The organism is Bdellovibrio sp. HCB117, from assembly GCF_047305915.1.
Classification (GTDB): domain Bacteria; phylum Bdellovibrionota; class Bdellovibrionia; order Bdellovibrionales; family Bdellovibrionaceae; genus Bdellovibrio; species Bdellovibrio bacteriovorus_B.
In genome coordinates, this window is the sequence record NZ_CP178622.1 from 2,939,250 (window position 1) to 2,961,618 (window position 22,369).

The 22,369-nt window shown below is 45.9% G+C and carries 17 protein-coding genes; 7 read left to right on the forward strand and 10 right to left on the reverse strand.

The features are described from left to right. Positions 1-45 precede the first annotated feature (45 nt). From ACLWBD_RS13965 to ACLWBD_RS13995, 7 genes are all read right to left on the reverse strand, one after another. Complete coding sequence (locus ACLWBD_RS13965; RefSeq protein ID WP_413568615.1) at positions 46-3,129, reverse strand: UvrD-helicase domain-containing protein; 3,084 nt, start codon at positions 3,127-3,129, stop codon at positions 46-48. Then, complete coding sequence (locus ACLWBD_RS13970) at positions 3,105-5,828, reverse strand: PD-(D/E)XK nuclease family protein (RefSeq protein WP_413568617.1); 2,724 nt, start codon at positions 5,826-5,828, stop codon at positions 3,105-3,107. Before ACLWBD_RS13970 ends, ACLWBD_RS13965 begins: the two co-directional genes overlap by 25 nt. Before the next feature lie 7 nt (positions 5,829-5,835). After that, a complete protein-coding gene (locus tag ACLWBD_RS13975) occupies positions 5,836-6,954 on the reverse strand; it encodes a hypothetical protein (protein ID WP_413568618.1) in 1,119 nt (372 codons plus the stop codon). Continuing rightward, on the reverse strand, positions 6,951-7,982 hold the full coding sequence (locus tag ACLWBD_RS13980) for a hypothetical protein (protein WP_063204984.1): 1,032 nt from the start codon (positions 7,980-7,982) through the stop codon (positions 6,951-6,953). Before ACLWBD_RS13980 ends, ACLWBD_RS13975 begins: the two co-directional genes overlap by 4 nt. A gap of 9 nt (positions 7,983-7,991) precedes the next feature. Next, on the reverse strand, positions 7,992-9,077 hold the full coding sequence (locus tag ACLWBD_RS13985; RefSeq protein WP_253696392.1) for a hypothetical protein: 1,086 nt from the start codon (positions 9,075-9,077) through the stop codon (positions 7,992-7,994). A 120-nt stretch (positions 9,078-9,197) separates the two neighbouring features. Continuing rightward, entirely contained in the window at positions 9,198-10,049 is an 852-nt protein-coding gene (locus ACLWBD_RS13990; RefSeq protein WP_413568619.1) for a hypothetical protein, read from the reverse strand. Further along, positions 10,049-11,233, reverse strand: coding sequence for an esterase-like activity of phytase family protein (locus ACLWBD_RS13995; protein ID WP_413568621.1), 1,185 nt, complete (start codon positions 11,231-11,233; stop codon positions 10,049-10,051). The genes ACLWBD_RS13990 and ACLWBD_RS13995 overlap by 1 nt, the downstream gene beginning before the upstream one ends. Positions 11,234-11,357: 124 nt before the next feature. On the opposite strand from ACLWBD_RS13995, the gene ACLWBD_RS14000 reads away from it, so the two are divergent. After that, on the forward strand, positions 11,358-12,143 hold the full coding sequence (locus ACLWBD_RS14000) for a hypothetical protein (protein ID WP_063204987.1): 786 nt from the start codon (positions 11,358-11,360) through the stop codon (positions 12,141-12,143). Positions 12,144-12,254: 111 nt separating this feature from the next. Continuing rightward, complete coding sequence (locus ACLWBD_RS14005; RefSeq protein WP_063204988.1) at positions 12,255-13,001, forward strand: hypothetical protein; 747 nt, start codon at positions 12,255-12,257, stop codon at positions 12,999-13,001. Between the two features lie 69 nt (positions 13,002-13,070). Here ACLWBD_RS14005 and ACLWBD_RS14010 read toward each other — a convergent pair whose 3' ends face one another. Next, complete coding sequence (locus tag ACLWBD_RS14010; RefSeq protein ID WP_063204989.1) at positions 13,071-14,252, reverse strand: conjugal transfer protein TraF; 1,182 nt, start codon at positions 14,250-14,252, stop codon at positions 13,071-13,073. A gap of 56 nt (positions 14,253-14,308) precedes the next feature. On the opposite strand from ACLWBD_RS14010, the gene ACLWBD_RS14015 reads away from it, so the two are divergent. Further along, positions 14,309-14,872 (forward strand): hypothetical protein, encoded by a 564-nt coding sequence (locus ACLWBD_RS14015; RefSeq protein WP_063204990.1) that lies wholly within the window; start codon positions 14,309-14,311, stop codon positions 14,870-14,872. Here ACLWBD_RS14015 and coaE read toward each other — a convergent pair. Continuing rightward, positions 14,869-15,480, reverse strand: coding sequence for a dephospho-CoA kinase (gene coaE, locus ACLWBD_RS14020; RefSeq protein ID WP_063204991.1), 612 nt, complete (start codon positions 15,478-15,480; stop codon positions 14,869-14,871). The two genes, ACLWBD_RS14015 and coaE, sit on opposite strands and share 4 nt — an antisense overlap. Before the next feature lie 65 nt (positions 15,481-15,545). Here coaE and ACLWBD_RS14025 point away from each other — a divergent pair, with 65 nt between their 5' ends. From ACLWBD_RS14025 to ACLWBD_RS14040, 4 genes are read left to right on the forward strand one after another with little or no spacing between them, the layout of a single operon-like run. Beyond that, positions 15,546-17,495: a protein kinase domain-containing protein gene (locus tag ACLWBD_RS14025; protein ID WP_413568623.1), complete on the forward strand. Its 1,950-nt coding sequence runs from the start codon at positions 15,546-15,548 to the stop codon at positions 17,493-17,495. 40 nt (positions 17,496-17,535) lie between these two features. Next, entirely contained in the window at positions 17,536-19,317 is a 1,782-nt protein-coding gene (locus ACLWBD_RS14030; RefSeq protein WP_063204993.1) for an AMP-dependent synthetase/ligase, read from the forward strand. Between the two features lie 8 nt (positions 19,318-19,325). Beyond that, entirely contained in the window at positions 19,326-20,489 is a 1,164-nt protein-coding gene (locus ACLWBD_RS14035; protein WP_413568624.1) for an MFS transporter, read from the forward strand. Between the two features lie 12 nt (positions 20,490-20,501). Further along, a complete protein-coding gene (locus tag ACLWBD_RS14040) occupies positions 20,502-20,927 on the forward strand; it encodes a hypothetical protein (RefSeq protein WP_413568626.1) in 426 nt (141 codons plus the stop codon). 194 nt (positions 20,928-21,121) lie between these two features. Here the strand turns inward: ACLWBD_RS14040 and ACLWBD_RS14045 are convergent, their stop codons facing one another. Then, complete coding sequence (locus ACLWBD_RS14045) at positions 21,122-22,333, reverse strand: hypothetical protein (RefSeq protein WP_413568628.1); 1,212 nt, start codon at positions 22,331-22,333, stop codon at positions 21,122-21,124. Between the last annotated feature and the right edge of the window lie 36 nt (positions 22,334-22,369).

Sequence of the window (22,369 nt, forward strand, 5' to 3'; positions counted from 1 at the left end):
CAAATGATAAGAAAGCCCTTGGTACTAGACAAGGGAAAACAAAAGTCAGGACTCCGACGACTGTATGTACTCGAGAAGTCTTTTTTCCATTCGAGAATTCATCTCTGCCAGACTGCGGACATTCTCTATCTTCACCAATCCCTCCATCGGATAAACAACAGCAAGATTGATTTTATGAACGCCGTCTAAATACTTCATTTGATAAAGAGCCCATGCATAGGCTTCTAACTGTTTAAACGCGGTCTCTGAATACCGTTGAGAGCCAGTTTTATAGTCCACCATCCACAAAGTATCATCAACGATGCCCCAAAGATCGATCTGACCTTGCATCAGAGCATCTTTAAAACTCAAAGCAAAACCCCACTCGACATGTCCCTTTTCAATGATCTCTAAAAGAGGAATGTCTTTGGTTTCAGTTAAGAACTGCAAAGGCTTTTTTAAATCTTCATCTGAAACCTTTAGTAGTTCTTCGTAAGAGGTGTATTTTAAGGCTTCAAACAATCTATGGGCATTCGTACCCTGCTGAGCCCGAGCTAGACCTTGCCCTAAAGCACCAGCTTTCGGAGTGTAAGCAGAGCCCGAGATCGCTTCCGGTGCTACGAGTTCCGTGACAGAGATAAATTTGCGTTTAGCTTCTACGTCTTCGCCTTGCCATGCCGGACGAAGATTCTTATGTTCCAATGCCTCGCTTTGCATTTTCTTTGGCAATAGGTTTTCCACGCGCACCACATAAGAAAAATCTTTTTCCTGATGCAGACCTTCTTCCAGGTTCAAAGGACATTGCGCGGCCCATGACTTCTTCCCGATCTTTCGGTCCCAAATTAAAGAGACACCGGATTTGGCGCGAGTCATGGCTACGTAAAGCACTCGATTGAACTCTTCACTTTCACGCTGACGAAGCTCTTCCGTGATTTGATCAGCTAGAATACTTCCGGTCATCGCTTGAGTTTCTTCATTGCGAACTTTCAGGGACCACAAACCATCTTGTTCTCTGATACTGAGCACAGGGGCGTGACTAGCGCGAGGATCTTGTCCCATGCCTGGTAAAATCACTTGATCAAATTGCAACCCTTTGGAGGCATGCACGGTCATGAAGTTCACACGCTTAGGCTCAATCACCGGCGTCGCATCAGCATCTTCCCCGCCTTCGTCCGTCGACAAAGTTTCAAGGCTAGAGTCTAAGAAATCTAAAAAGTTAAAGCCCGGTCGGCGTTCCTCTTGGCTAAGAAGTGCTACGACCTTCCACAGATTGGCCTCGCGACGTCCCGTTGAATCAATTTTTGCGGAATAATCAAAAAGTCCCAGGTCAATCAAAGCACGCTTAAAGGTCCAAGACAGTCCCTTGGTTTCACTTTGCGCAATCAAAGTTCTAAGAATGCGCAACGGATGAGTTTCATCTTTTTGCTCCAAAGGCTTTTGCGCCTCTTTCCAAAAGGAATGCTTGAAGCTGTGACAGTAACTTGCAATTTCACTATCCGACAACGCCAACCATGGGGATCTTAACAAAGCCACGAAATTGGCATTATCATGAGGATTCACCAAGAATTTCAAAATAGCCAAGGCGTCTAAAACTTCGCGACGCTCATAAAAACCACTGCCACTATGAAGCTGCAAGGGAACACCGTACTCTTGGGCCACCTTCGCAATATCTTCCAAAGTTTTATGAGTACGTCCTAACACGCAGATCTGTTCAGGGCTCACGCCTTCCGCCAGAAGCTCTTGGATACGGGCCACTGTCGTTAAAACCTCGGCGGAGGTTTCATCTTCCTCGCCTGTTTCGGAAAGTAAAACTTGCACAACAGGATCGTCATTTCCTTTGCGAATTTTATCTGGAGCCGGAGTCATAGCGGCAAACTGCTTGCTCAGCTTCGTAAAGTAGTGATTGAAGAATTCTAACACTTCTGGCGATGAGCGGTAGTTCGTCAGTTTGATCTGCACATCACCGTTTTGGCTTTGGATTTCGCTGACCTTTTCCTGGAAGACTTCCGAACGGGCTCCACGGAAAAGATAGATACTTTGTTGAGGATCTCCCACCACAAACAAAGGACGCTCGCCGATAAGGTGACGCAACAACCGCACTTGCACAGGGCTTGTATCCTGGTATTCGTCGACCATCCAAAAATCCCACTCTTGCGAAAACTTCACGGCAGCGTCTGGGGACTCTTGAATGATTTTGTACGATAGAGTCTCAAGATCACTCATAGAAAGCAGACCCTGCTCTAGTTTCGTACTCATAAAGTCACGACAGAAGAAAGCCGCGAGTTCATCAAAAAGTTCACAGTTCTTTTGATGCTTTTCCCAAAATACGGGACGATAGCGGGGCTCTTCTAAGAGCTTATCAATACGCTCACGCAATTCTTCTAATTCTTCATGAAGAGTGAGCGAAAATGGCGGCGTCGCTTTTCTGAACTGAGGTTTCGAAGTGTGTTCCCAGAAACTCTCCAGGCGTGCAAAGAATTCATCCCAAGACGACACTGTCCAAGAGAAGTTCGCTAAAGATTGAGCGTATTCCTGCCACTTTTCATTGGAGGCTTCTTGTCCGATCTCAGTGCAGACTCGCTTCAGCTTACCTGCGATATCTTTGACGACTTTTTCAGTTTCCTTTTGCATGTCCCCTTTTTCAATAAAGGTCATGTTGGGAAAGATCACATTTTCAGAGAAATACTTTAGCAAGGCGCTTTCCAGGGTTTGAAAGTCGTATTCTTCCAGAAGCTCTTGCAAAGAAGGATTTTCTAACAAGTACTTGCGCATGATTTTACGCGCGCCCTTGCGGATCTCGGAATCGCTCATGATTTTATAATCAGGCGTCAGTCCGATGCTCGAACCATAACGAGATAAGAACAGACTTAAAACCCCGTGAATAGTTGAAATCTGAACTTGCGACTTTGCACTGACATAGTGGAAAAGATCTTCACGTCCTTCGGATAAAGCTTTACTTAAAAGACGTTCTTTCAGTTCTTGCGTGGCTTTGCGCGTGAAGGTTGTCACGACGATGCGTGGAAACTTGCCGTTTCTTTCTTTAAAGTCGCTAGCAAACTTCAAAAAAGTTTGAGTCAACGTTGTGGTTTTACCCGCACCGGCACCTGCGCGCAGAATGGTGTTTTTTAATTCAGATGTGGGGCTCGACATTGTCGCCTCCATTCACAACCAGAACAGGTCTTAAAGTCCGCAGGTTTTGCCTGACTTTCACCTTTTTTGATGCGATCTAAAGTTCCCATAAGAACTGTGCTGAATTCAGAAAGATATTTTTCTTTGGATTCAGCCGTGGCATTTTTATCTTTCCGTTTTGAAGACGGAAACAAACCTCCGGCAAAATCTTCGATTTTAAATCCTTTGCGTTCGAAGTTCCTAAAGACGTAATAAAAAAGACCGATGACTTCTCCGCCAACGTCTTCTAGCAGGCCTTTTTCAATCACCCACATGTAAAACAAAAGTTGCAGCTCGCGGTTTTTAAACCACGAAGCATGAGAAGAGATTCCACCTGCGGAACTCTTATAATCCAGAACAACCAACTGACTGACACCATCCCCGTCAATACGGTCGATTTGACCAGAGATACGGAAACAGTTGTCTTTGGGTTCTCGAGAAATTTCTTCGGTCACTGGATCTAGATAAAATTCGAAACGCTTTTCTCGGGCCAAAGTACGTGTTTTCTTAAACTCATCCCGCCAACGCTTTTCAAACTCTAAAAAGCGCTGTCCTAAATGAATGTGTTTTTTCTTGAATGGTTTCCAAAGACGATCATCAGCGAAAAGAAGTTTCTTTTCCGTTTTGATTTCTTCTAGAACCTGGTCCAACTCTTCCGTGGTCCAATTAAAGCGCATCGGCTCTGCCGTCAGTTTTTCAAATAGAGCATGGGCCAACTGACCACGAGTTCGATGATCCACATCCAGATCAATATCAGGAAGGTCTTTTAATTTAAAATATCTTTGCGCTGCAAACACGAAAGGACACTCTAGGAAGCTTTCTACAGAGGACGCAGAGATTCGCGGTAAATTTGGCACTTGAATATTTTCAAGCTCCATCTTTCCCATATCCTGTTGAATGCGTCTTTCGATATTTTCTTTACGTGCATCCACCCAAGGACGCCCCGCAGTTTGATCAGAGTGCTGCAATTCATCCCAACGAGTTTCTTTAGGAAGATTTAAAGATTCGTGATCGCCAGATAAGCTCATCCAGAATGTGCAAGGAGAACAGAGGCTACCGCTTAAATCTGTAGCACCAAAACAGAAAATGTCGTGAGTGCTTTCAGCTTCTGCCAACAAACGAAGTTCAAAATCCAAATCACTTTGATCTGGATTATCCAAGTAGAAACCAATGTCTTTTGCTAACTCAAAATAGTCTTGACCCGAAAGCTGCGTTTTATTTCTGGCACGCAAAGCCTCGTCAGTCAGACCTACGAAGATACGGTACTGCGCCTTTTCACTATGCGCTGACATCAGCTTTGTCACCATGATGCCGCGAGGATGGCCTTTTTCTAAAGTGTACTCTTTAGCGGCCACGATGCTTTCAAGATAACTCAGCCATTCTTTCCAAATAAGTTTGGTCGAGCTAATGGCATTTTGTAAGAGCTCGCGCAAGATTACTTGCACAATGTCAGTCTCGGCTGAGTTCCAGTACATCAAGGCTTTGGCGACAAACTCGTCGCGACTTAAAACTCCAGTAAGATCCAATTGCTCGTGGAAGACCTTATAGACTGTTTCATTGCGGGCAAGATCTTCATTCACGTAAAGGCTCTTAAACAACGAACGGAATTCTTCATAGCGAAGCTCTTGAGATTCTTCTTTATCGAAGAAAGAAATTTCAAGGTCCGAGCTGGAAAGCCGTCCGCTCTTAGAGCGAAGTAAAGCCAGCCAACGTGTGACTGAGGGAAGACTTTGCGCTTTGTGCGTAATATCCTTTTGAACCGGAATGCCTTCTTCTTGCAAATACGACTGCAAAACCGGCCAGTAGGTTTCGATATCAGGAGCAACGATGGCAATAGATTCGGGGGACTTTCCTTCATCCAACCATTCGCGCACCTGCCCGACACTGTGTTTGATTTCGGCTAGCATTCCCGAAAAACGCATCACATCCTGGCGCTTTTCCTTTTTTACGACAGAAGGAAGCTCTTGCACCTTCTGACTTTGTTGGCGCAGATCTTCGTAAGGCTTTAGAAGGAAATGGAAATCTTTTTTCCAAGATGGATTCGGCTCTAAAACAATCACGTCCACGGAACGAGAAAGCACGCGCAGGATTTCGGCCTCGACACGTGAGATTTCCCCGCTCAGATCGACGATCAAAGGAATGTCCCAGACGCGTTCAAGCTCATTGAAGTTTTGCAAATAAGCCGTGATCCAGTCCGCAGTGATCACGCGGTGGTCTTGAAGGAGTTTCAGCGCACAGAAACGAGCGCGCAGATACCAATCACGCCAACGGTTCTTAGATTCAGGGTGAGTTTCAAACCACTCTTCAAGGCGGGACGTTCCCTCCGGATGGAAAAGCACCGCCGCCATTTGGTCGATATAAGAAAAGACCGTGTCCTCTGCGGAAGAGTTGACGCCAAGAACTTCGGCATTTTCATCCATAATGGTTCGCAGAAGAGATCGTGCAAAAGGATCGCTCACCAAACGCAAACCCGGATCTAAACGCTTCAACAGAATTTTCCAAAGATCACTGGCGCGCAAAACAGACTCATCAACATACTGTCTTTCGCGTGCCAGAATTTTTTGTTGAAGTTCGAATTTTGTGCGCAAGTCAGAGACCAACCACGATTGTGAACGTGGATTGTAGTTCGCAAAAATCTGTGCGATCTGAGTTCGACTTTCTATAGGAATGACTTGCAACATTTACGAATTACCGGCGTTGTTTAAGTTTACGTCTCTTGCCGTTATTATCCGTGAATTTGAAGTTTGCATCAAAGCTTAAATCAATACTGAGACTCGCCATATAACGGGAATCCCCGTCTTGGCCTGGATAAAGACCGGTCTCTTCAGTGTAACTTACAGCATCAAGATGGAATATGAGAAAATTCACACCCACACCGTAACTGAGGTAACCTTGATTATATCCCGCGCGCAAGTCGATCAGTGGAAGAGAGATCTCCGTTCCGACGTGCAGTTTCTTACCTATTTCGATTTCAGGATTCAAGAGTCTGCGGCCCTCGACGCCTATCACCCAATCAAGGCCAGGCAAATCCATTCCAACGCCCGCACCAAAGACTAAATTCTGCTCGATATGAACGGGCGCATCGTCGCCCTCTGTTTTCTTAAATGCCGTGTTACCGACGTCCTGCCACACAAGCGTGAGTGTTGGCTTTAAAATCGGCAAAGGAATCTCATGCAAGATCGCGAGATCCGCACCATACCCTTGCCCTTTGTTGGCAAAGCGATCACCTATATCCGACAAACTGCTCGAGTCTGCAATATCACTGATGCTCAACTCTTGCGTCGAGCCCCCTTGACGAGACACCCTCTTCACACTCATTCCAAAATAGGTGGAGGGGCCTAAAGAAAAGGCTGTCCCCAAATAAATGGCTTGATCACTGCGGAAGTAGGTTTCGAACTGCGGGAACGCTGGATTGTGAAGTTCGGCCGTCACTTCCGTATCGTACAAATAGCCGGCAGAAATTAAAGGCAACGAAATCGCCGCTTTCCCTACGCCTTGGGCCCACAGTTTTTTCCCATAGAACTGGTTGAATGTGGAAGGGTCATTGGCATCGATATTTTGCAAGTCATCCAAACTGTCGACCAAGGTTTTATTCGCTCCGGCCATTAAATCAATCAGCTTGATATCAATGGCGGCGGCTCTTTTTAAAGCTGCGGGATTAACGAACAAGGCATCCGCATCACTTACAAACGGCACTAACACTCCCCCCATCCCGCGTGCGCGAATAGAGCGTGTTGTTTCACCCAAAGACTGCGCGAAACTCTGTGCACTGAATGTCAGGATAAGTGCGGCAAAAATCAACTTCATGGAGCTTGCATCCCCGGACAACAATCCGCATTCACAGAAATAGTAGGAGGAGATCCCATCGTGTAGTTCACGACGATATCGGCGATATCACAAGCTCCTACACCAAGACTGCTGCTTTCAATCATACGACGAAAAATTCGACGCAATTTTGGAGTGACATCCGCATCTTGAGTTGTCGTACATACAATAGGATCTGCCACGTCTGCACCCAAACCGAAATCTTGATAAGTCGGTGTGTTTGAAGGCATTCCTAAATCAACCCAAGTCACTCCCATCGGAGCGCCATGATCTTGAGGCGTTCCAATAGGTGGAATAACCACGTCTGTTTGACAAAGGGTTTGGGCATCACCAAAAGAATCCCCTGCGGTTCCAGACGTCAATTCATCGCCTAAAGCGGTTAAGTTTTCAAAGACCAAACCGACACCCGTAACAATGCGATCGACTTCCGCGTCGCTGAGTTTTCCGGCGGCAGCACTGACAGTACAGGCTTCGACTCCCCCATCGGGCGAGCCGTCTCCAAGACCCGCAGCATCAGTATCAAATTTTGATTTTAATGTCGTCGCCATGCGAGTAAGTCCCAGGATGGCAGCAAAAAGATTTTGATCATTTGTTCGTTGTGCCGCCGTGGTTCCGATACTCATTAGAATGCCGATGGCGTTATCACAGGCCGCAACATCCGTCGCTTTTCCCGCGAAAATTTGCAGTGCAATTTCAAACATTTTCGTCGAAGAAACACCTTTAAGCGCACTGACTAAATCGAAGAACGAAATACCACATTTACCGCCATACGCATGCATTAAACTGGTTTTCACGTCATTGCGGGCCTGATAATCCGCTGACAATTGCGTCGTCATAATCGAGATCGCATCGTCCCAAGCAGAATCATCCATTTTCTTTTTTGCTTCCAAATAAAGAGCAGCATCTGAATCCGTAGATGCATATTCGGTCAAAACGTTTTCCTGATTACTACAAGAAGTCGCCACCGACAGAGAAATTAGAATGATAAAGAGATGTCTAAAATATTTCATGCCTCATCCTTAAAACCGGTAAGCAAACTTCATAGTATAACGTCTGTCTTCTTTAGGTTCGTCTTGAGTGCCGACTTCTTCGCCGTAAGATGCAAGCTGCCATTGAAAGTGTTCTGTAGAATACTCAAAGCCTGCGGTCCAGTATCTTTGATTATATCCTCCACGGAAAAAGAAGGCATCCCCGAAGTTCAATTCGAAACCACCGTGAATCAATTTGGCCTTATCCTCTTCATCACCTGATGTTAATAAGCCACGGTACTCTACCGTCCAAGCGGAACGAATGTTGTTCGAGTGAATCGGAAAGAGAGCCGCTGCCACATCGATGTCTTGCTTTATCAAATTGGGACGGTTGACTGTGTCTAATCGGATACCACTTGCTTGATCGAAGCTCGTGCCGCCCACATCACGCACGACGGCTGTCACCGTCGGCAGAAACTTCCAAGGCGCCGCCAGGATCAACCCAACATCCGTTGAAAGGCCGACCCCCTCACTTGCGATGGAATCATAATCCAGTGGACCTGTGGCACTCAAAGTTTGATTGTCCACTTCGATGCGGTTGATAAGTTTCGTGTTAAAGCCAAGCTTGATTCGTCCATCCCAGAAACGGAAGTTAAATCCCAGAATGAAGGCCACGTCATTACGATAGTAAGTGTCGATCGTCGTTCCATCGCCGGACATCTCAGCATCTAACAGATAATTTCCGTAAAGTCCCACACCGAAATTTCTGCCAACAAATGAAGGAAACACTTGAGCTTTGGCGTGATAGTACGAACTGCGCTTTTTGTCCAAGGCAGGCGCAACGTCTTCTAATGAAAAAGGATTAGAAAAGGCTTCTTCGCTGTAGAATCCAGGAGCGTTGTAACCCAGTTCAATTTCGGGGTCGATGATGGTGCCATAAAAATCTCGAAGTTTTCCCAAGGCTGCAGGATTTACTATCAATGCGGTTTCATCATTGGTAACAGCAATACAGGCCCCACCCATTGCTTGGCAGCGAACACCTGAATAAAAACTACGACGCTCTCGTGCATTCACTTCGTAAGTGAACGCCATCAATGCAAAAATTTGAAAGAGCGCGATCCACAAAATCCTTTTCATAGATACCTCGCTAAAAACACGTGGAATATATCAAAAGGCTTATCGGTTCAATGGGGGCTCATATTGAGACAAGAAGGAAAAATAAGGTCCTTGGTCGTGTAGAAGGGCTCTCTTCCGACTTTAAAAGCCAAGAAGAGAGTTGATGCGCGAAAGACGATTCAAGGTTTCCAACTGAGGTTTGCTGCGACCAGGTTGCAAATCTTCAGGCTGAAGGTCTTGCTCTTTCATGAATGCGCAGATGGATTGAGCAAAGTCCTCTTGAGACATTTCATCTTCCAATTGAAATTCAATTTCATATTTCTTTTGAATGAATGTACTACCGACAAAGTCTTCACCTTGAGTGATAGAAACTTCCACGCGTCCCCAACCCATATCTTGCAGGGCCGTCCACTTGATCTTTTTCGTCAAATGGCTCGCCGTAAAGTACCAGTGGTTATTTGCGGGCACAGAAAGCAGTTTGTCTAAAAGAGGAAGCTTGAGTCCCACAATTTGCTGGTGAAGTTTTTGAACATCATGCACAGCCTTTGATAAATCCGCTCCATTCAAAGCATCTAATTGCTCCACGACGGCACGCGCGAATTTTTCGCGATCATGGCTGTTCAATTTCAACTCTCCGACAGCTTTTTCTTTAACTTTGAAAGTCCACCCCTCGGAACACACTGAAGGCAGAATCGAGATCTTCGTGTTGGCCTGAAGAACAGCTTTCCCTTTCGTAGTTTTCAGACGGAACTTATACATCTCGGGATTGGGGATTAATAGGAAGCTTCTGCCATCATATATGTCTGCGTAATAGTCGATGCGCTCTTCGCCAGTGAAAGCATATTTTTTCAAAATCTTTTGAGCGGCGGCTTCTTTGAGGTTGAAACCCGCTTCGACTTGATTTTTTATACTGTCATCTTTCGCGTTCGCTAACGACGAGCTTACGACAACAGAAAGTATCGGTCCCAGCAAAGCCTTAGTCAGAGTCCTCATCACTTGCTTTCCTCTTTTTTGATTACGAACAAATAGTTTTTACTTCCGACCTCGGCATCATGCACGCCAAAGTCATTGTCGTTAACGATATAGACTTGACCATCCTTATCCGTCGTCATGCCTTCTAATTTTTCAAAATCTTGTAAGCCTTTTTCAGTCAGGTTCAAGACTTCGGTTTTTTCAATAGCTTTGACGTCTTTAGGAATTTTAAAAGATTCCAAAGCCAAAGATTCATGCACGACGTTGCTGGCTTTCGTGCGATCCATGGCAAAAACTCTTTGCCACGCTTTTTTGCCGGTCTTCCCGTTTTGCTCCAAGACCCAAATACGCTCGTCAGGTCCCACAGTCGCCGCTCCAATTTTACCGCCCTCTTTGCTAAGAGGATAAAAGTAAACGCCCACTGTTTTTTCTTTGATTGGATCAAACTCTAAGACCGGAGCCCGATTTTTATCAAGATCAGGAACGCCACTTTGCAGGAACACCAATAAGGTTTTTTCTGGTGTAAAGACCAAGGCTTCAAATCCACGGTTCAATTTTCTTTTAGCATAGAAATACGGAAGTTCCTCAATCCCCGTGCGCTCTTTGGAAGACCCCTTAGGAAGAAATCTTTTTTGCACAAGCCCGTCGGCATTCACCTTCAAAAGTGACGGCCCATACTCTTCACTCACCCAGAAATTCTTTTGCTCGTCTAGTGCCAAACCTTCTGGATCAAGTCCGATAGCATCGAACTTTAAAACAGTGCCTTTGGCATCCATCGGAGTTTCGTCGGCACCCGTTGGATTGACCTTAGGGTTCACATTCGGCAGACCGGTGATTAAAATCGGTTCAGGTTTCAATGTCACTTTGACCTTGAGACCAACGCTTTGAATGAGCTTCACTTCACCGTTTTTAAATTCAAACTTAAGAATTTGCGGATTGTAAGCGGGATGAAGAAAAGCTCTTTCAGGAGTTTTCTTATCACCCTTTTCTTTCCCGTTGGGTCCGCGATCCGTGATAGAGTAAAAAACACGTTTTTCTTTTGAGGACTCTGTCGGAGCATAGACAAGATCTGAAAGCCCTCCTAATAACACCTTACCTTCCGAATTTTCAAACAGGGGCTTTTCAGATTGGATCAAGTATTTCTCTGCCGGCGCCGCCTGAGCCACCGTCGAAACAAGCAGTGTTAATGCAATGTATTTACGCATTTTTGTCCCCATTAGTCTGGTATATGTGGTCAAGGACTTATCGACAATAACTAATCTGTCGACTGATAAAACTCTGACTGAATCCTAACAATAATTTTGGTGAATTTTCCAATATAAAAAGGCCATGAAGCTGACTTTCCGCCATCTCATTCTATTTTTGTTCTTTTTGATGTGCCGACCTGGTTTTGCACAAGAGGCGGTCAGCGTTATCAGGGATCCATCACCAAAAAAATCGTGGAATATCAAAGTCGAAATGGAAGCCAAGTCAACCTTCGATAAAGATAAGAACGTGAACGGATACACGACAGAGGCCGATCTTCAAATAACACGTATGTGGTCTGAAAATTACGGAACAGTTTTCGGTGCTCAAGTCGGACACAAAGTCGATGACGAAGAAACAAGGTCCCAAATGGAAGAAGCGACTTTAGGTCTACGAGTCGTTCAAGAGTTCTGGGAACTAAAATGGCGCACCCAACTGACATACAATTACATTCTTCGAGAAGAACAGCGCCTTAAAGACTTCCGCGATGGCTCTTTAATGTTAGATATTCGCACGAATATTCCGTTGCAACGCTGGGGTAAAGCGCGATTGCGATTGAAGCACGCCGAGTATCTTCCAACAAAGACGGAAGACGATATTGAAATTCGCCAAACCAAGCTCGAGCTTTCACCCTCTTATCTTTGGGGAAGATTTGCGACCGGATTTAAAAATCAAATCAGCCGTCTTTCCACATTTGCCGAGAACCTCCATACACTAGATGTGGCTCCTTTTATAAAATATGAAGGAGCTCATTTTGAGCCTATGCTTAAAATCATCTACCGCCCTGTGGAAAAATCCGCACAGTTTCACACAGCTCAAAACTGGGAATCACATCCCATTTATGCTTTAGAAATGGAAATGAATTTCTAGCGTCTCAAGTTAAGACGAAACTACATTCTTTTAATCAAAATCTGAGTTAAGGCCCCCCTTCGGATTCCGATAAGTACTAAGTACTTTCAAGACTTCATGAAGGAGACTTCAATGCAAATCCATAAATCTGCAGCTGTGCTAGCGACATTAAGTTTGGCTTTGGTCCTTACGGGATGTGAGGGTGAACAAACTGAAAAGGACATGATCGCAGAAGCCCAGTTCTGCCTTGATAAGGCCACAGATGAAGCTTCGGCGATGGCATGTACAAGTAAGATCACAGGTCTTAGTTCTCCACGTGCTTATGCACTTCGTTGTGCGGCTGGTTTCATCGCTGCCGAAGTGACGGACCCTGCAAATCTTTCCAATGCTCTGAATGCTATTCAAGACAACCAAGGCACGACAGCTCTTCTGTCGGCTTTAACATTTCCGCGCCAAGATCTTATGAATGATACTTTTGCCGCCTGCAATGCTTCCGGCCAAGATGGTTTAGCGTTGATTGGTGCCATGGCAAAAAGTGCGACCTTGCTTTCAAACCTTTCAGGTGGAGCCTTCGGTTCTTGCACTTCCATTTCTGACTGCGACGCGGCTCAAATCGAATCGACAATCAACAACTTGATCGCGGGCCTCACGTCTGGCGACCCTACTGAAGTGGCGGATGCCGAAGAAGCTATCACTCAGGTCACTGAGGTGGTACAGACAGTTTATACGACAACTTGCGGTGGTACACAGACAGCTAACGATGATATTTGTGGACAGATTAATACAGCTTTGGGTCAAGCCGGAGTTGATATCGCAACGACAGATCCAGCCGAAATCGTAGAGCTTGGAAAAAAGCTTTTGGAGCAATGGACTCAATAGTTCCCAAGTCAAAAGCCACAAAAAAAGGCTTCCCTGTGGAAGCCTTTTTTATTTTTAGACTCTGTGAGCTTAAAAATCCAGGTTCAATCTTGTCGCATACACCCGACTTTCAATCGGCGTATTTCTTGTCCCTACGTCGTCGGCGTAAGAAACAACATCCAAGTTAAAGATCCCTAGTTCGGCAGACAATCCCGCAGTCCAGAAACCTTGGCTCATGCCGACGCGGTATTGCCCTTTCCACCAGCTTGTCACTGTCCAATCAAACTCAAAACCTAAGTGAATGCCTTTTCTCCACGTGAAATCAGGATGTCCTAAATCACGCACATCAAGCACTCCGCGGCCGCCAAAGATCCACATAGACGGATATTCCCAGCGAGAGCCTAAGTCGAACACGCGGTGCAATTTTTCCGGCGTGCCGTTTTGTTTTTCTTTATTTACTAGTTGCATAGACTGGCCAAAGCCGGTTTCAGCAACGTTACGAACAACCGCACCGAAGGTGGGATGAGCTAGGCGAAGAACCGACCAAAACCCGGAATCAGGTAGCTCTGGCGTCCACAAGACACCAAGGTCCGCGTCGATGGTATAACCTTCCAAAAGATCTTCTTTAGAAACAATCTCGTCGCTAGCGGCTAAGTCTGTCGCACTGATCGGCTGACTGAAAAATCCACGGTTCACAAATTTCCCCGTAATACCCCATGAAAGGCGGCCATGATCGAACCAATGAAGATCATCGCCGTAAGCAAGACCCAAAGTGGTGTCTGCGTAAACCGTCGCATTTAAAGTCGGACCGACTTGTTGATGCATGGCCATTTCCACGCTGACATCCATCGGGATTAAAGCCACTCCCCAATTGGGGCGGACCCAAAAGCCTTCTAACGGAGCCAGTCTTAAAGAATAAACATCTCCATAGTGCTTTTGAATAAGTTCCAAATACGCCGTTTGCTTGTCGGTCTCGGACTGATTCGAAGATTCAATCTTTGAATACTCGTCATAGAAATCCAAAGCGCCCGGAGTCCCGGCGGCACTCAATGAAAGATTGATCTGACCGTCGTCTCTTCTGGCGAGACCCGCGGGATTATAAAAAATCGCGGAATAGTCATTGGCTACGGCAACAAAGGCATCACCCATCCCTAAAGCGCGAGGAGCTTGATAATGGTGATGAATAGTGGTGCTGATGCTTTCTGCCTGGGCAACAGGTCCAGTTAACAGCGCAAAAAGACCCGTGAGGAATAAAGATCCCCGGTTCGACATAAATTTGCCTCCAAATTTGTTAACAATGATTGTAGTCCTAAATTATACTTTGTCTTATGCGAGTTATTCTTTCTCTCCTTTTTTTGACCTTGGTCTTGAGCGTCTCTGTCTCTCAGGCAGCGCCGCAAACAACGACGACTTTAGAAACTCAACCCTTAAGTGGGGAAGATGATCCGTTGTTGGCAACACGAGATCCTGAGGCGCGTGCTTCCATCCCAACATTTTTGTTAGGAACATATTTGGGATTTGAAGGTGGAAACTACTTAGAAAGTGATGAGTGGGATCAGGGACCTTTTTTATCTGTCCGTTTTATCCCCGTCCAAGATGACTCTATCTATTGGGATTACGAAGTCGCGGTGAACACGGCAAACTTCGTAGGTTTGGGAGCCGGTTATCGCTGGTACTGCTGCCCTGATGACAGATTCAACCCTTATCTTCGCGCTTCCGCGAATCTGTATTTAGAAGGCGCCGATGAAATTGCAGGCCTGGTGGAAATTCGCCGCTGGCGCGCGCGGGCCTCTGTGGGCATGGGTGAGACTTTCAATGCTGAATTCGGAGTCGGTGCTGCCGTCACGGGGCCAGATTTATTTGCTCAGTTTGGTTATCAATTCGCGTTTTAAGCTTTCTCGGTTTTTAAGGTTTCTAACCACGCCAGCAACCTTTCGATTTCTTTCAAGAGGTGCTGTTCGTCCCGATTGTTATGCAAAATAAAATCGGCCTGCTGCTCTTTAAACTGAATAGGGATCTGCGAAGCGATGCGCATATCAATTTCATCATCCGTCCAATTCTGACGACGACGTAAACGCTCTTTTTGTTGTCCTTTTGTGCATGACACGACGACGACCGCATCGAACTGATCTTGTGCCTTGGTTTCGAAAAGCAATGGGATGTCGTACACCGCGACGGGATGATTCATATCTTCAAGAAGTCGACGACGGCGACGAGTTTCCTCTCGAATCAAAGGATGTAAGATAGATTCAAGACGATGCAAAAGCTCAGGATGACCGAAAACATGCTGTCCTAATTTGCGACGATCCAAAGATCCATCGGGTAAAAGGAAGTCTTGGCCAAAGACATCAATCACAGACTTCAGTCCAGGTGATCCGGACTTCACGACCTCTTTGGCAATTTCGTCCGCATCTACAACTGGAATAGAATGATCTTTAAGCGCACGGCTTACAGTGCTCTTACCGCAAGCTATACCTCCGGTCAGTCCTATCCATTTCATAGACAATTCTCCTTAAGGATTAGTTTTATTTTACCGATAGACCTCACAAAGGGGAATCAGTTTTCATGTCTCAAGCCGTAGAGCAGTTTGGTAAGTACATCCTTCTTGAGCGTCTCGCCGCAGGCGGTATGGCGGAAGTGTACCTATCTAAGTCAACGGGTGCCGTGGGCGTCAACAAGTTTGTCGCTATTAAACGTATTCTTCCCCAATATTCCGACCATCAAGAATTTATTGAGATGTTTAAAGAAGAGGCGAAGATCGCCGTGAACTTGAATCACGGGAACGTCGTCTCTATTTACGACTTCGGGGTTGAAAGAAGTCAGTTCTTCCTGGTGATGGAATACGTCGAAGGCCGAAACCTTCGCCAAATTCTGAATGAACTAAAAAAGTCCAACACGCAATTCACTATCGAGCAGATCGTCTACATGATGAAAGAGGTTGCGGCGGGATTGGATCACGCTCACCGTTGCCTTGACGGCACAACGGGCAAACCTTTGAACATCGTTCACCGTGACATGAGTCCGCAAAACATCATGGTGAGCTTCGAAGGCGAAGTTAAAATCATCGATTTCGGTATCGCTAAAGCAGAAACTCAATTGGAAGCAACAAAAGCTGGAACCCTCAAAGGGAAATACGGCTACATGAGTCCAGAGCAAGCCGACGGTCAATCCATCGACACGCGCACGGATATTTTCTCTTTGGGTATCGTTCTGTGGGAACTGTTGGCGAATGACCGCCTTTTCACTTCAAACAGTGAAGCGGCGATTCTTCGTAAGATTCGTGAGTGTCAGGTTCCTTCTATTCGTAAGATCAATCCTTCTGTTCCTCCGGAATTAGAAAGAATTGTTAATAAGGCTCTCGCAAAAGATAAAAGCCTTCGCTATCAAACAGCTGCGGCCTTGCACCGTGACTTAAACCGTTTCCTAAATACGCAGTATCCGGAGTTTTCTCCGCATGACTTCAGCGTGTTCATGAAAAATGCGTTCTCGGCGGCCTTCCTAGAGCAACGCCGTAAACTTGTTGAGTTTGCAAAAATCCAGGCGACAAACCCGGATGATAAAACCGTGGTCACGCAGACGGACATGCGCACACAAGCTCGTGCGATTCCTCAAGCGGCCCCGCCGATTGCTGACGAAGCCGAAGAAAAATTAAATATTGATACTTCGACAGATATTCGTGTGAATCTTGATAATCTGAAGACACCACCTAAACCGGCGATGCCTTCAGCGGGTCAAACGAACACGAACATCACACAAACTCGTACTTCCGCAACAGGAGCTTATGCTTCTGGCACAGGAACCATGACTCGCACACCATCAGCGATTTCACAAGGTGGCACTCGCACTTCGATTCCAAGATCGGCCTCTTCGTCTTCTATGGAGGACATGACAGGTCTTGTGATGAAGGCCGTGATTGGCTTGGTTGTGGTTGTGGGCGGCTGGTGGGTTTATAATAACTTCGTTGCTAAGAAGACTCCGAAAGCTCCTGCGGTGAGCGGTACTGTGACCGCACCGAATACTCCGAATACCGCTGCGAACGGTGGCACACAGCAGTTAGACATGGCCGCGACGTCTCCGGAATACACTGTGACTATTTACAGCAGTCCAGATCGTGCGCGTGTTGTGATTGATGGTGTTGATACAGGAGAATTCACTCCCGCTCGTAAAACGGTGAAAGCCAATACTCCATTCAGCCTTCGTTTGGTGAAAGAGGGCTACACAGATTTAGTGACAACGATCACCCCGACTTACGAAGCTTATTCTTTTAACGGCACTTTACAAAGACTTCCTCGTGTCGCATCCGTGATTATTAACATCGTCAACGGTGGAGCGAATCCAGAGCTTCGCATTGCCGGAGTTCCTGTTAATATTAAACCCACAGGTGATGCCTACTTGATTCAAGCGGAAGTGGGAGTAAAAATCCAAGCCCTCAACAAAACAACAGGGCTTTCTGCTGAGACCACTGTCACAGTGCCAGCAGACCAACGTAAAATTTTAGACTTGTATTTGAAGTAATCCCCTTCGTTATACATTGGGCAGCTAGGGAGTTTTCATCATGACGAAGCCAACCACTTTGGGCCATTCTATTCTTTCCATGCGCAACAGAAACCCTGCGCACGTGGCCGTGAAATTTAAAACTAACAACACTTGGCAGTCTAAAACCTGGGCCGAATACTATCGCGATATTGAGAATGTCGGTGCCGCTTTACTTTCCTTGGGAATTAAAGAAGGTGATCGCGTAGCTATTATGGCGAACACCCGTTATGAATGGTCCGTCATGGATTTAGCGATCTTTGGCATCAAAGCTATCACCGTTCCTATCTATCAAAATAATACCGCCGAAGATGTGGAATACATTCTTAATAATTGCGGAGCTAAAGTTTTGGTTTGCGAAAGTCGCGGGCCTTTAAAAACTTTCGAATCCGTGAAACACAATTGTCCCAAGGTTGAAAAACTGATTGTGTTTGAAAACACCTGCCCGAATCCCGATGCCATTACATGGAATCGCGTGCATCAAATGGGCGAAAGTCATTTGAAGAAACATGCGGATAGTTATCGTCGTCTGTGCGAAACAATTAAACCAGAAGATACCGCAACCATTCTTTACACTTCAGGAACCACCGGGCGACCTAAAGGCGTGATCCTGACTCACCTTCAAGCGTTTAGCGAAGTTTCAGAGGCTTTCCCTTACTGTGGCGCGAATGAAAAAGATATTTCTTTGAGCTTTCTTCCTTACGCCCACATCTTAGGTCGCATTGAACACTGGGGTCATCTGTATATTGGTTTCACGATGGCCTTTGCTGAAAGCTTAGAAAAGATTCGCGGGAATTTGACGGAAATCCGTCCTACGATTTTGGTTTCAGTACCGCGTATCTTTGAAAAAATCTATGCGGCAATTTGGGCGCAAGTTCAAACGCAACCCTTGAAAATGAAAGTGTTCTCGTGGGCCCTAGAAATTGGTCGTCAAGTTGGCGAGCACAAACTGAGCGGTCAGATTCTTCCCTTGGACTTATTAGTTAAGTACGAGTTGGCCCGCAAGCTGGTTTTAGGAAAAATCACAGACGCCTTCGGGGGCCGCTTGCGCTTTGCGATCAGTGGTGGAGCTCCGATTTCCAAAGACATCGCTCTGTTCTTTCATTCAGCTGGAATCCTGGTTTTAGAAGGCTATGGCTTAACAGAAACGACGGCCGCTATCACCGTGAATACTCCTTTTAACTATCGCTTTGGTTCTGTAGGTCGCCCAATTGGCGAAGTGAAGCTGAAGATCGCTGAAGACGGCGAGATTTTAGTGAAAAGTGATAAGGTCATGAAAGAGTACTACAACAATCCGGAAGCCACGAAAGAGGTCTTTACGGACGGTTGGTTCCACACCGGCGACATTGGTGAAATTCTTCCTGGTGGTGATCTTAAGATCACGGATCGCAAAAAAGATTTGATCAAGACTGCGGGCGGTAAATACGTGGCTCCTCAGAAACTGGATGGTCTTTTGAAATTGTCTCCTTACGTTGCTCACGTACATGTTCACGGAGATCAAAAGAAGTATATCGTAGCGCTATTAACTTTGGATCGACCTTCGGTTGAAAATTTGGCGAAAGAAAAAAACATCAGTTATACCGACTGGAATTCTTTGGTCGCCTCCCCTTTTGTACAAGAAATTGCACGTAAGGCCGTGGCCGATGCCAATTCACAATTGGCTAGCTATGAGGCCATAAAAAAGTATGCAGTTCTTCCCAACGAGTTTACTATCGAGGGTGGTGAATTAACGCCGTCTTTAAAAGTAAAACGTAAAGTCTTAGATCAAAAATTCAAGGATAAGATCGAGGAACTTTACTCATAGGGAGACCTGTGACTCTTGTCCCTCTGTTTCTTGTCGTCTTTGTAGATATTCTGGGAATGATGATGATCATTCCCCTTCTGCCATTCTTTGCGATGAAGATGGGGGCCTCTGTCTTCGAGACCGGTCTTATCACCGCCGCCTATGCTGTCATGCAAATTCTTTTTAGTCCCGTTCTTGGCAGGCTTTCAGACCGTTATGGCCGTAAGAAACTCTTGCTGCTGAGTCAGGTGTTTTTGGCAGCGGGATTCTTTCTTTTAGCTTCCTCCAGCAGTGTGACGATGGTGTTTATGGCACGCATTCTCTCGGGAGTGGGCGCTGGCAATTTATCTTTAGTGCAAGCTATGATCGCTGACTCCACTCGGGAAGAGGAGCGCACCCGCGCTTTTGGATTGTTCGGCGCTATCGTAGGATTGGGTCTTACGATCGGCCCGGCTTTAACAGGAATTTTTGCCAAAATTGACTGGACAGTTCCTATCTACGTGAGTTTTTCGCTCGCTTGTTTGAGTTTTCTTTTATGTGCGACATTGCTTCCGAACAAAATGCCGGCGACTGTCGCCAGGAAATCAATCAAAGAAACTTTGCGCAGTTTCTGGAAAACAACCGGCACGCGCCAGTGCTATTTACAATTCCTGCTTTTCTTCTGTTCGTTTGCTTTTCTTGTATCCGGTTTGGGTCTGATTATGGAAAGCCGGTTCTTCACTTCAGAGGGACGTCGCTATGGGCCTTCTGAGATCGGCTATCTTTTTGGAGTTCTGGGAGTGATCGGGATTGTTGTTCAAGGGCTACTTCTTCCTCGTTTAGAAAAAACTTTTGGCAATCACAATCTGACTTTGTCGGGATTCCTTTTAACCATCCTGGGATATTTGGGTGTAGGCTTCTTTCATAATGTCTATTTTTTCTTTTTTGCCTGCGGACTTTTCGGAATTGGGAATTCTTTGATACGTCCGACAATCACCAGTCGGCTGACAAAGTCTTTGCACAACTCAGATGAAGGCATCGCCTTGGGATTTTCCAGTTCTCTGCAGTCGTTCGCCCATGTGATCTGTCCTCCCCTTGGCGCATTCCTAATTCAACATCACTGGGTTCCCCAATTAGGTGTGCTGATGGCCCTTCTTTCTTTGATGGGTTACGTCATTGGGTTGCGAAATCAAGACACCGTTTCGACCCTGTGATAGCCTTTTTCTATGCTTCCTAAAAGACACCCCGTTCATATATTTGTTTGGATTGCCGTTGTGATCGGCCTTGCACTTTTTCTGCGGGCTTCGGTTCAACATTCTGCTCATGTCTTCACGAACATCTTTGTTTTCTTATTGAACCTGTTTATCTGGCTTGCCGTTTTGAACTTGAATTATCTGACTCAGAAGTTTGCGTTTAAAAAAATCGTTTGGATTTTACTGTTCATGCAGGCACTTACGATCTTTTCAGCCTATCATATGACCCAGCAAGTACTGCTTTTTGGATTGATCGCAAGTTTAAGCCTGAATCTGCTCGCTTACTTCGTGTATATGGCGAATGAGAAAAAGGTCGCAACAGTTGTAGTTCTTGCATCGCTGGCTTTTTTGGTCAGTCTTCTGACAACGCCGTTAGAATTTTGGCTGACGGCGGGATAGTTCTTTTTGTTATTACCCCAAGCTGATACTTTTACTTCCACGGTGGAAGTAAGCGTGAACGTCATGCTAGTTCCCGATTCAACTATACGGTCGTTCAATGTTTTCCAAGCTCAGAGCGATTCAGATTTAACATTCATTCCAAAAAAAAAGCGCAGTTCAAACTGCGCTTTTTTCTTCACCTTTTTAAATGCGAATTACAACTTCAGCTGTCCCGCTTCGAAAAGATCCAGACCTTTCATGATCTGTCTCATTTGATCGCTGAACACTGTGGACTTCGTGTCATCCAAATCAACGGTCTTACAAGGAACCGCGCCGACAACAGCTTTAAGCACGTTACATTTCACGATTGTCGCGCAAGTCGTATTACCACAAGCCACCGGAGTTCCGCTGAAGAAATTCACTGTGCGGTTAGACTCGTAAGCTTTGGTTTCAATCGCTTCACGGCATGCATTGCGTTTTTTGCTACTCTTATCCACCGGGCACATCCAGTCGACAACCGCGTTAATCATCTCTTGGCGAGAAGACTGTTTTGAAAGTGGCGTCACGGTCGGGCTTAGCAATGTATAGTGAATCAATGCTTGAGGGATCAAGCTTTCCACCGGTGAAAACACCTTATAAAAACCCAAACCTTTGCTGAATCTTCCAAAATCATCGTAATAAGCCGTATTCACAGGACGAAGACGAAGACACTTACGAGTTCCGCAATCAAGACTTTCACGGATCACACTCGTTGTTTGACCTATACGAGAAAGGTTTTCTGGGAAAGAACCAGGATTGTGCTCGTACCACTGACCATCACTCATCGGCTCGTGGAAGTCTGAAGACGTCATACTTCCAAACACAGGACGACGCCACAATTTCGCACCCGTTGGTGCCAACAACCAGCCTGAGTTGCAAGAGTTGAAAACAACGATCGCGTTCGGAGCTAAAAGACTGCCGATTTGCGCGAACTCTTCGTCTTCGTGATTGATACGATCACGTTTGTCTTGCAGACGAAAACCATTATATGTATTCGCGTGCCCGAAGAACTGCAGAGAACTAATAGGCGCATTTAAATATTTCATTGCCAAAATGAGACGGCTCTTCACAAGCTCATCCTTATCAGCCTTGCGGAAGCCAAAGCCCGCGCTAGAAAGCATAGAACGCTCAGCCTCGAAGTATTCATTTACCGGGCTGATAATCACACGCTGGCGCTCAGGAAAACGGTCTCTTGAGACTTTAGCCGCCAATATAGCGGTTTTCAAAAACTGGTTGCCCTGGTCTGCACCAAAACCCGCTACAAACACGTCTGTTGGTACGCCCGCACGGATCGTAGCCGGCTCAGAGGCAATAAAGTAGGCGTGTGCTTTTGGGGTAGCGATTCCTGAAAGGCACAGGAAAGCTCCAAGAATAAATTTGAAATTCATACGACCTCACTTCGTGATTTAAAAAGTGAGGCATTA

Coding starts and splice junctions, on each gene's coding strand:
- ACLWBD_RS13965 (WP_413568615.1), bottom strand. CDS start 3,129: ATGTCGAGCCCCACATCTGAATTAAAAAACACCATTCTGCGCGCAGGT.
- ACLWBD_RS13970 (WP_413568617.1), bottom strand. CDS start 5,828: ATGTTGCAAGTCATTCCTATAGAAAGTCGAACTCAGATCGCACAGATT.
- ACLWBD_RS13975 (WP_413568618.1), bottom strand. CDS start 6,954: ATGAAGTTGATTTTTGCCGCACTTATCCTGACATTCAGTGCACAGAGT.
- ACLWBD_RS13980 (WP_063204984.1), bottom strand. CDS start 7,982: ATGAAATATTTTAGACATCTCTTTATCATTCTAATTTCTCTGTCGGTG.
- ACLWBD_RS13985 (WP_253696392.1), bottom strand. CDS start 9,077: ATGAAAAGGATTTTGTGGATCGCGCTCTTTCAAATTTTTGCATTGATG.
- ACLWBD_RS13990 (WP_413568619.1), bottom strand. CDS start 10,049: ATGAGGACTCTGACTAAGGCTTTGCTGGGACCGATACTTTCTGTTGTC.
- ACLWBD_RS13995 (WP_413568621.1), bottom strand. CDS start 11,233: ATGCGTAAATACATTGCATTAACACTGCTTGTTTCGACGGTGGCTCAG.
- ACLWBD_RS14000 (WP_063204987.1), top strand. CDS start 11,358: ATGAAGCTGACTTTCCGCCATCTCATTCTATTTTTGTTCTTTTTGATG.
- ACLWBD_RS14005 (WP_063204988.1), top strand. CDS start 12,255: ATGCAAATCCATAAATCTGCAGCTGTGCTAGCGACATTAAGTTTGGCT.
- ACLWBD_RS14010 (WP_063204989.1), bottom strand. CDS start 14,252: ATGTCGAACCGGGGATCTTTATTCCTCACGGGTCTTTTTGCGCTGTTA.
- ACLWBD_RS14015 (WP_063204990.1), top strand. CDS start 14,309: ATGCGAGTTATTCTTTCTCTCCTTTTTTTGACCTTGGTCTTGAGCGTC.
- coaE (WP_063204991.1), bottom strand. CDS start 15,480: ATGAAATGGATAGGACTGACCGGAGGTATAGCTTGCGGTAAGAGCACT.
- ACLWBD_RS14025 (WP_413568623.1), top strand. CDS start 15,546: ATGTCTCAAGCCGTAGAGCAGTTTGGTAAGTACATCCTTCTTGAGCGT.
- ACLWBD_RS14030 (WP_063204993.1), top strand. CDS start 17,536: ATGACGAAGCCAACCACTTTGGGCCATTCTATTCTTTCCATGCGCAAC.
- ACLWBD_RS14040 (WP_413568626.1), top strand. CDS start 20,502: ATGCTTCCTAAAAGACACCCCGTTCATATATTTGTTTGGATTGCCGTT.
- ACLWBD_RS14045 (WP_413568628.1), bottom strand. CDS start 22,333: ATGAATTTCAAATTTATTCTTGGAGCTTTCCTGTGCCTTTCAGGAATC.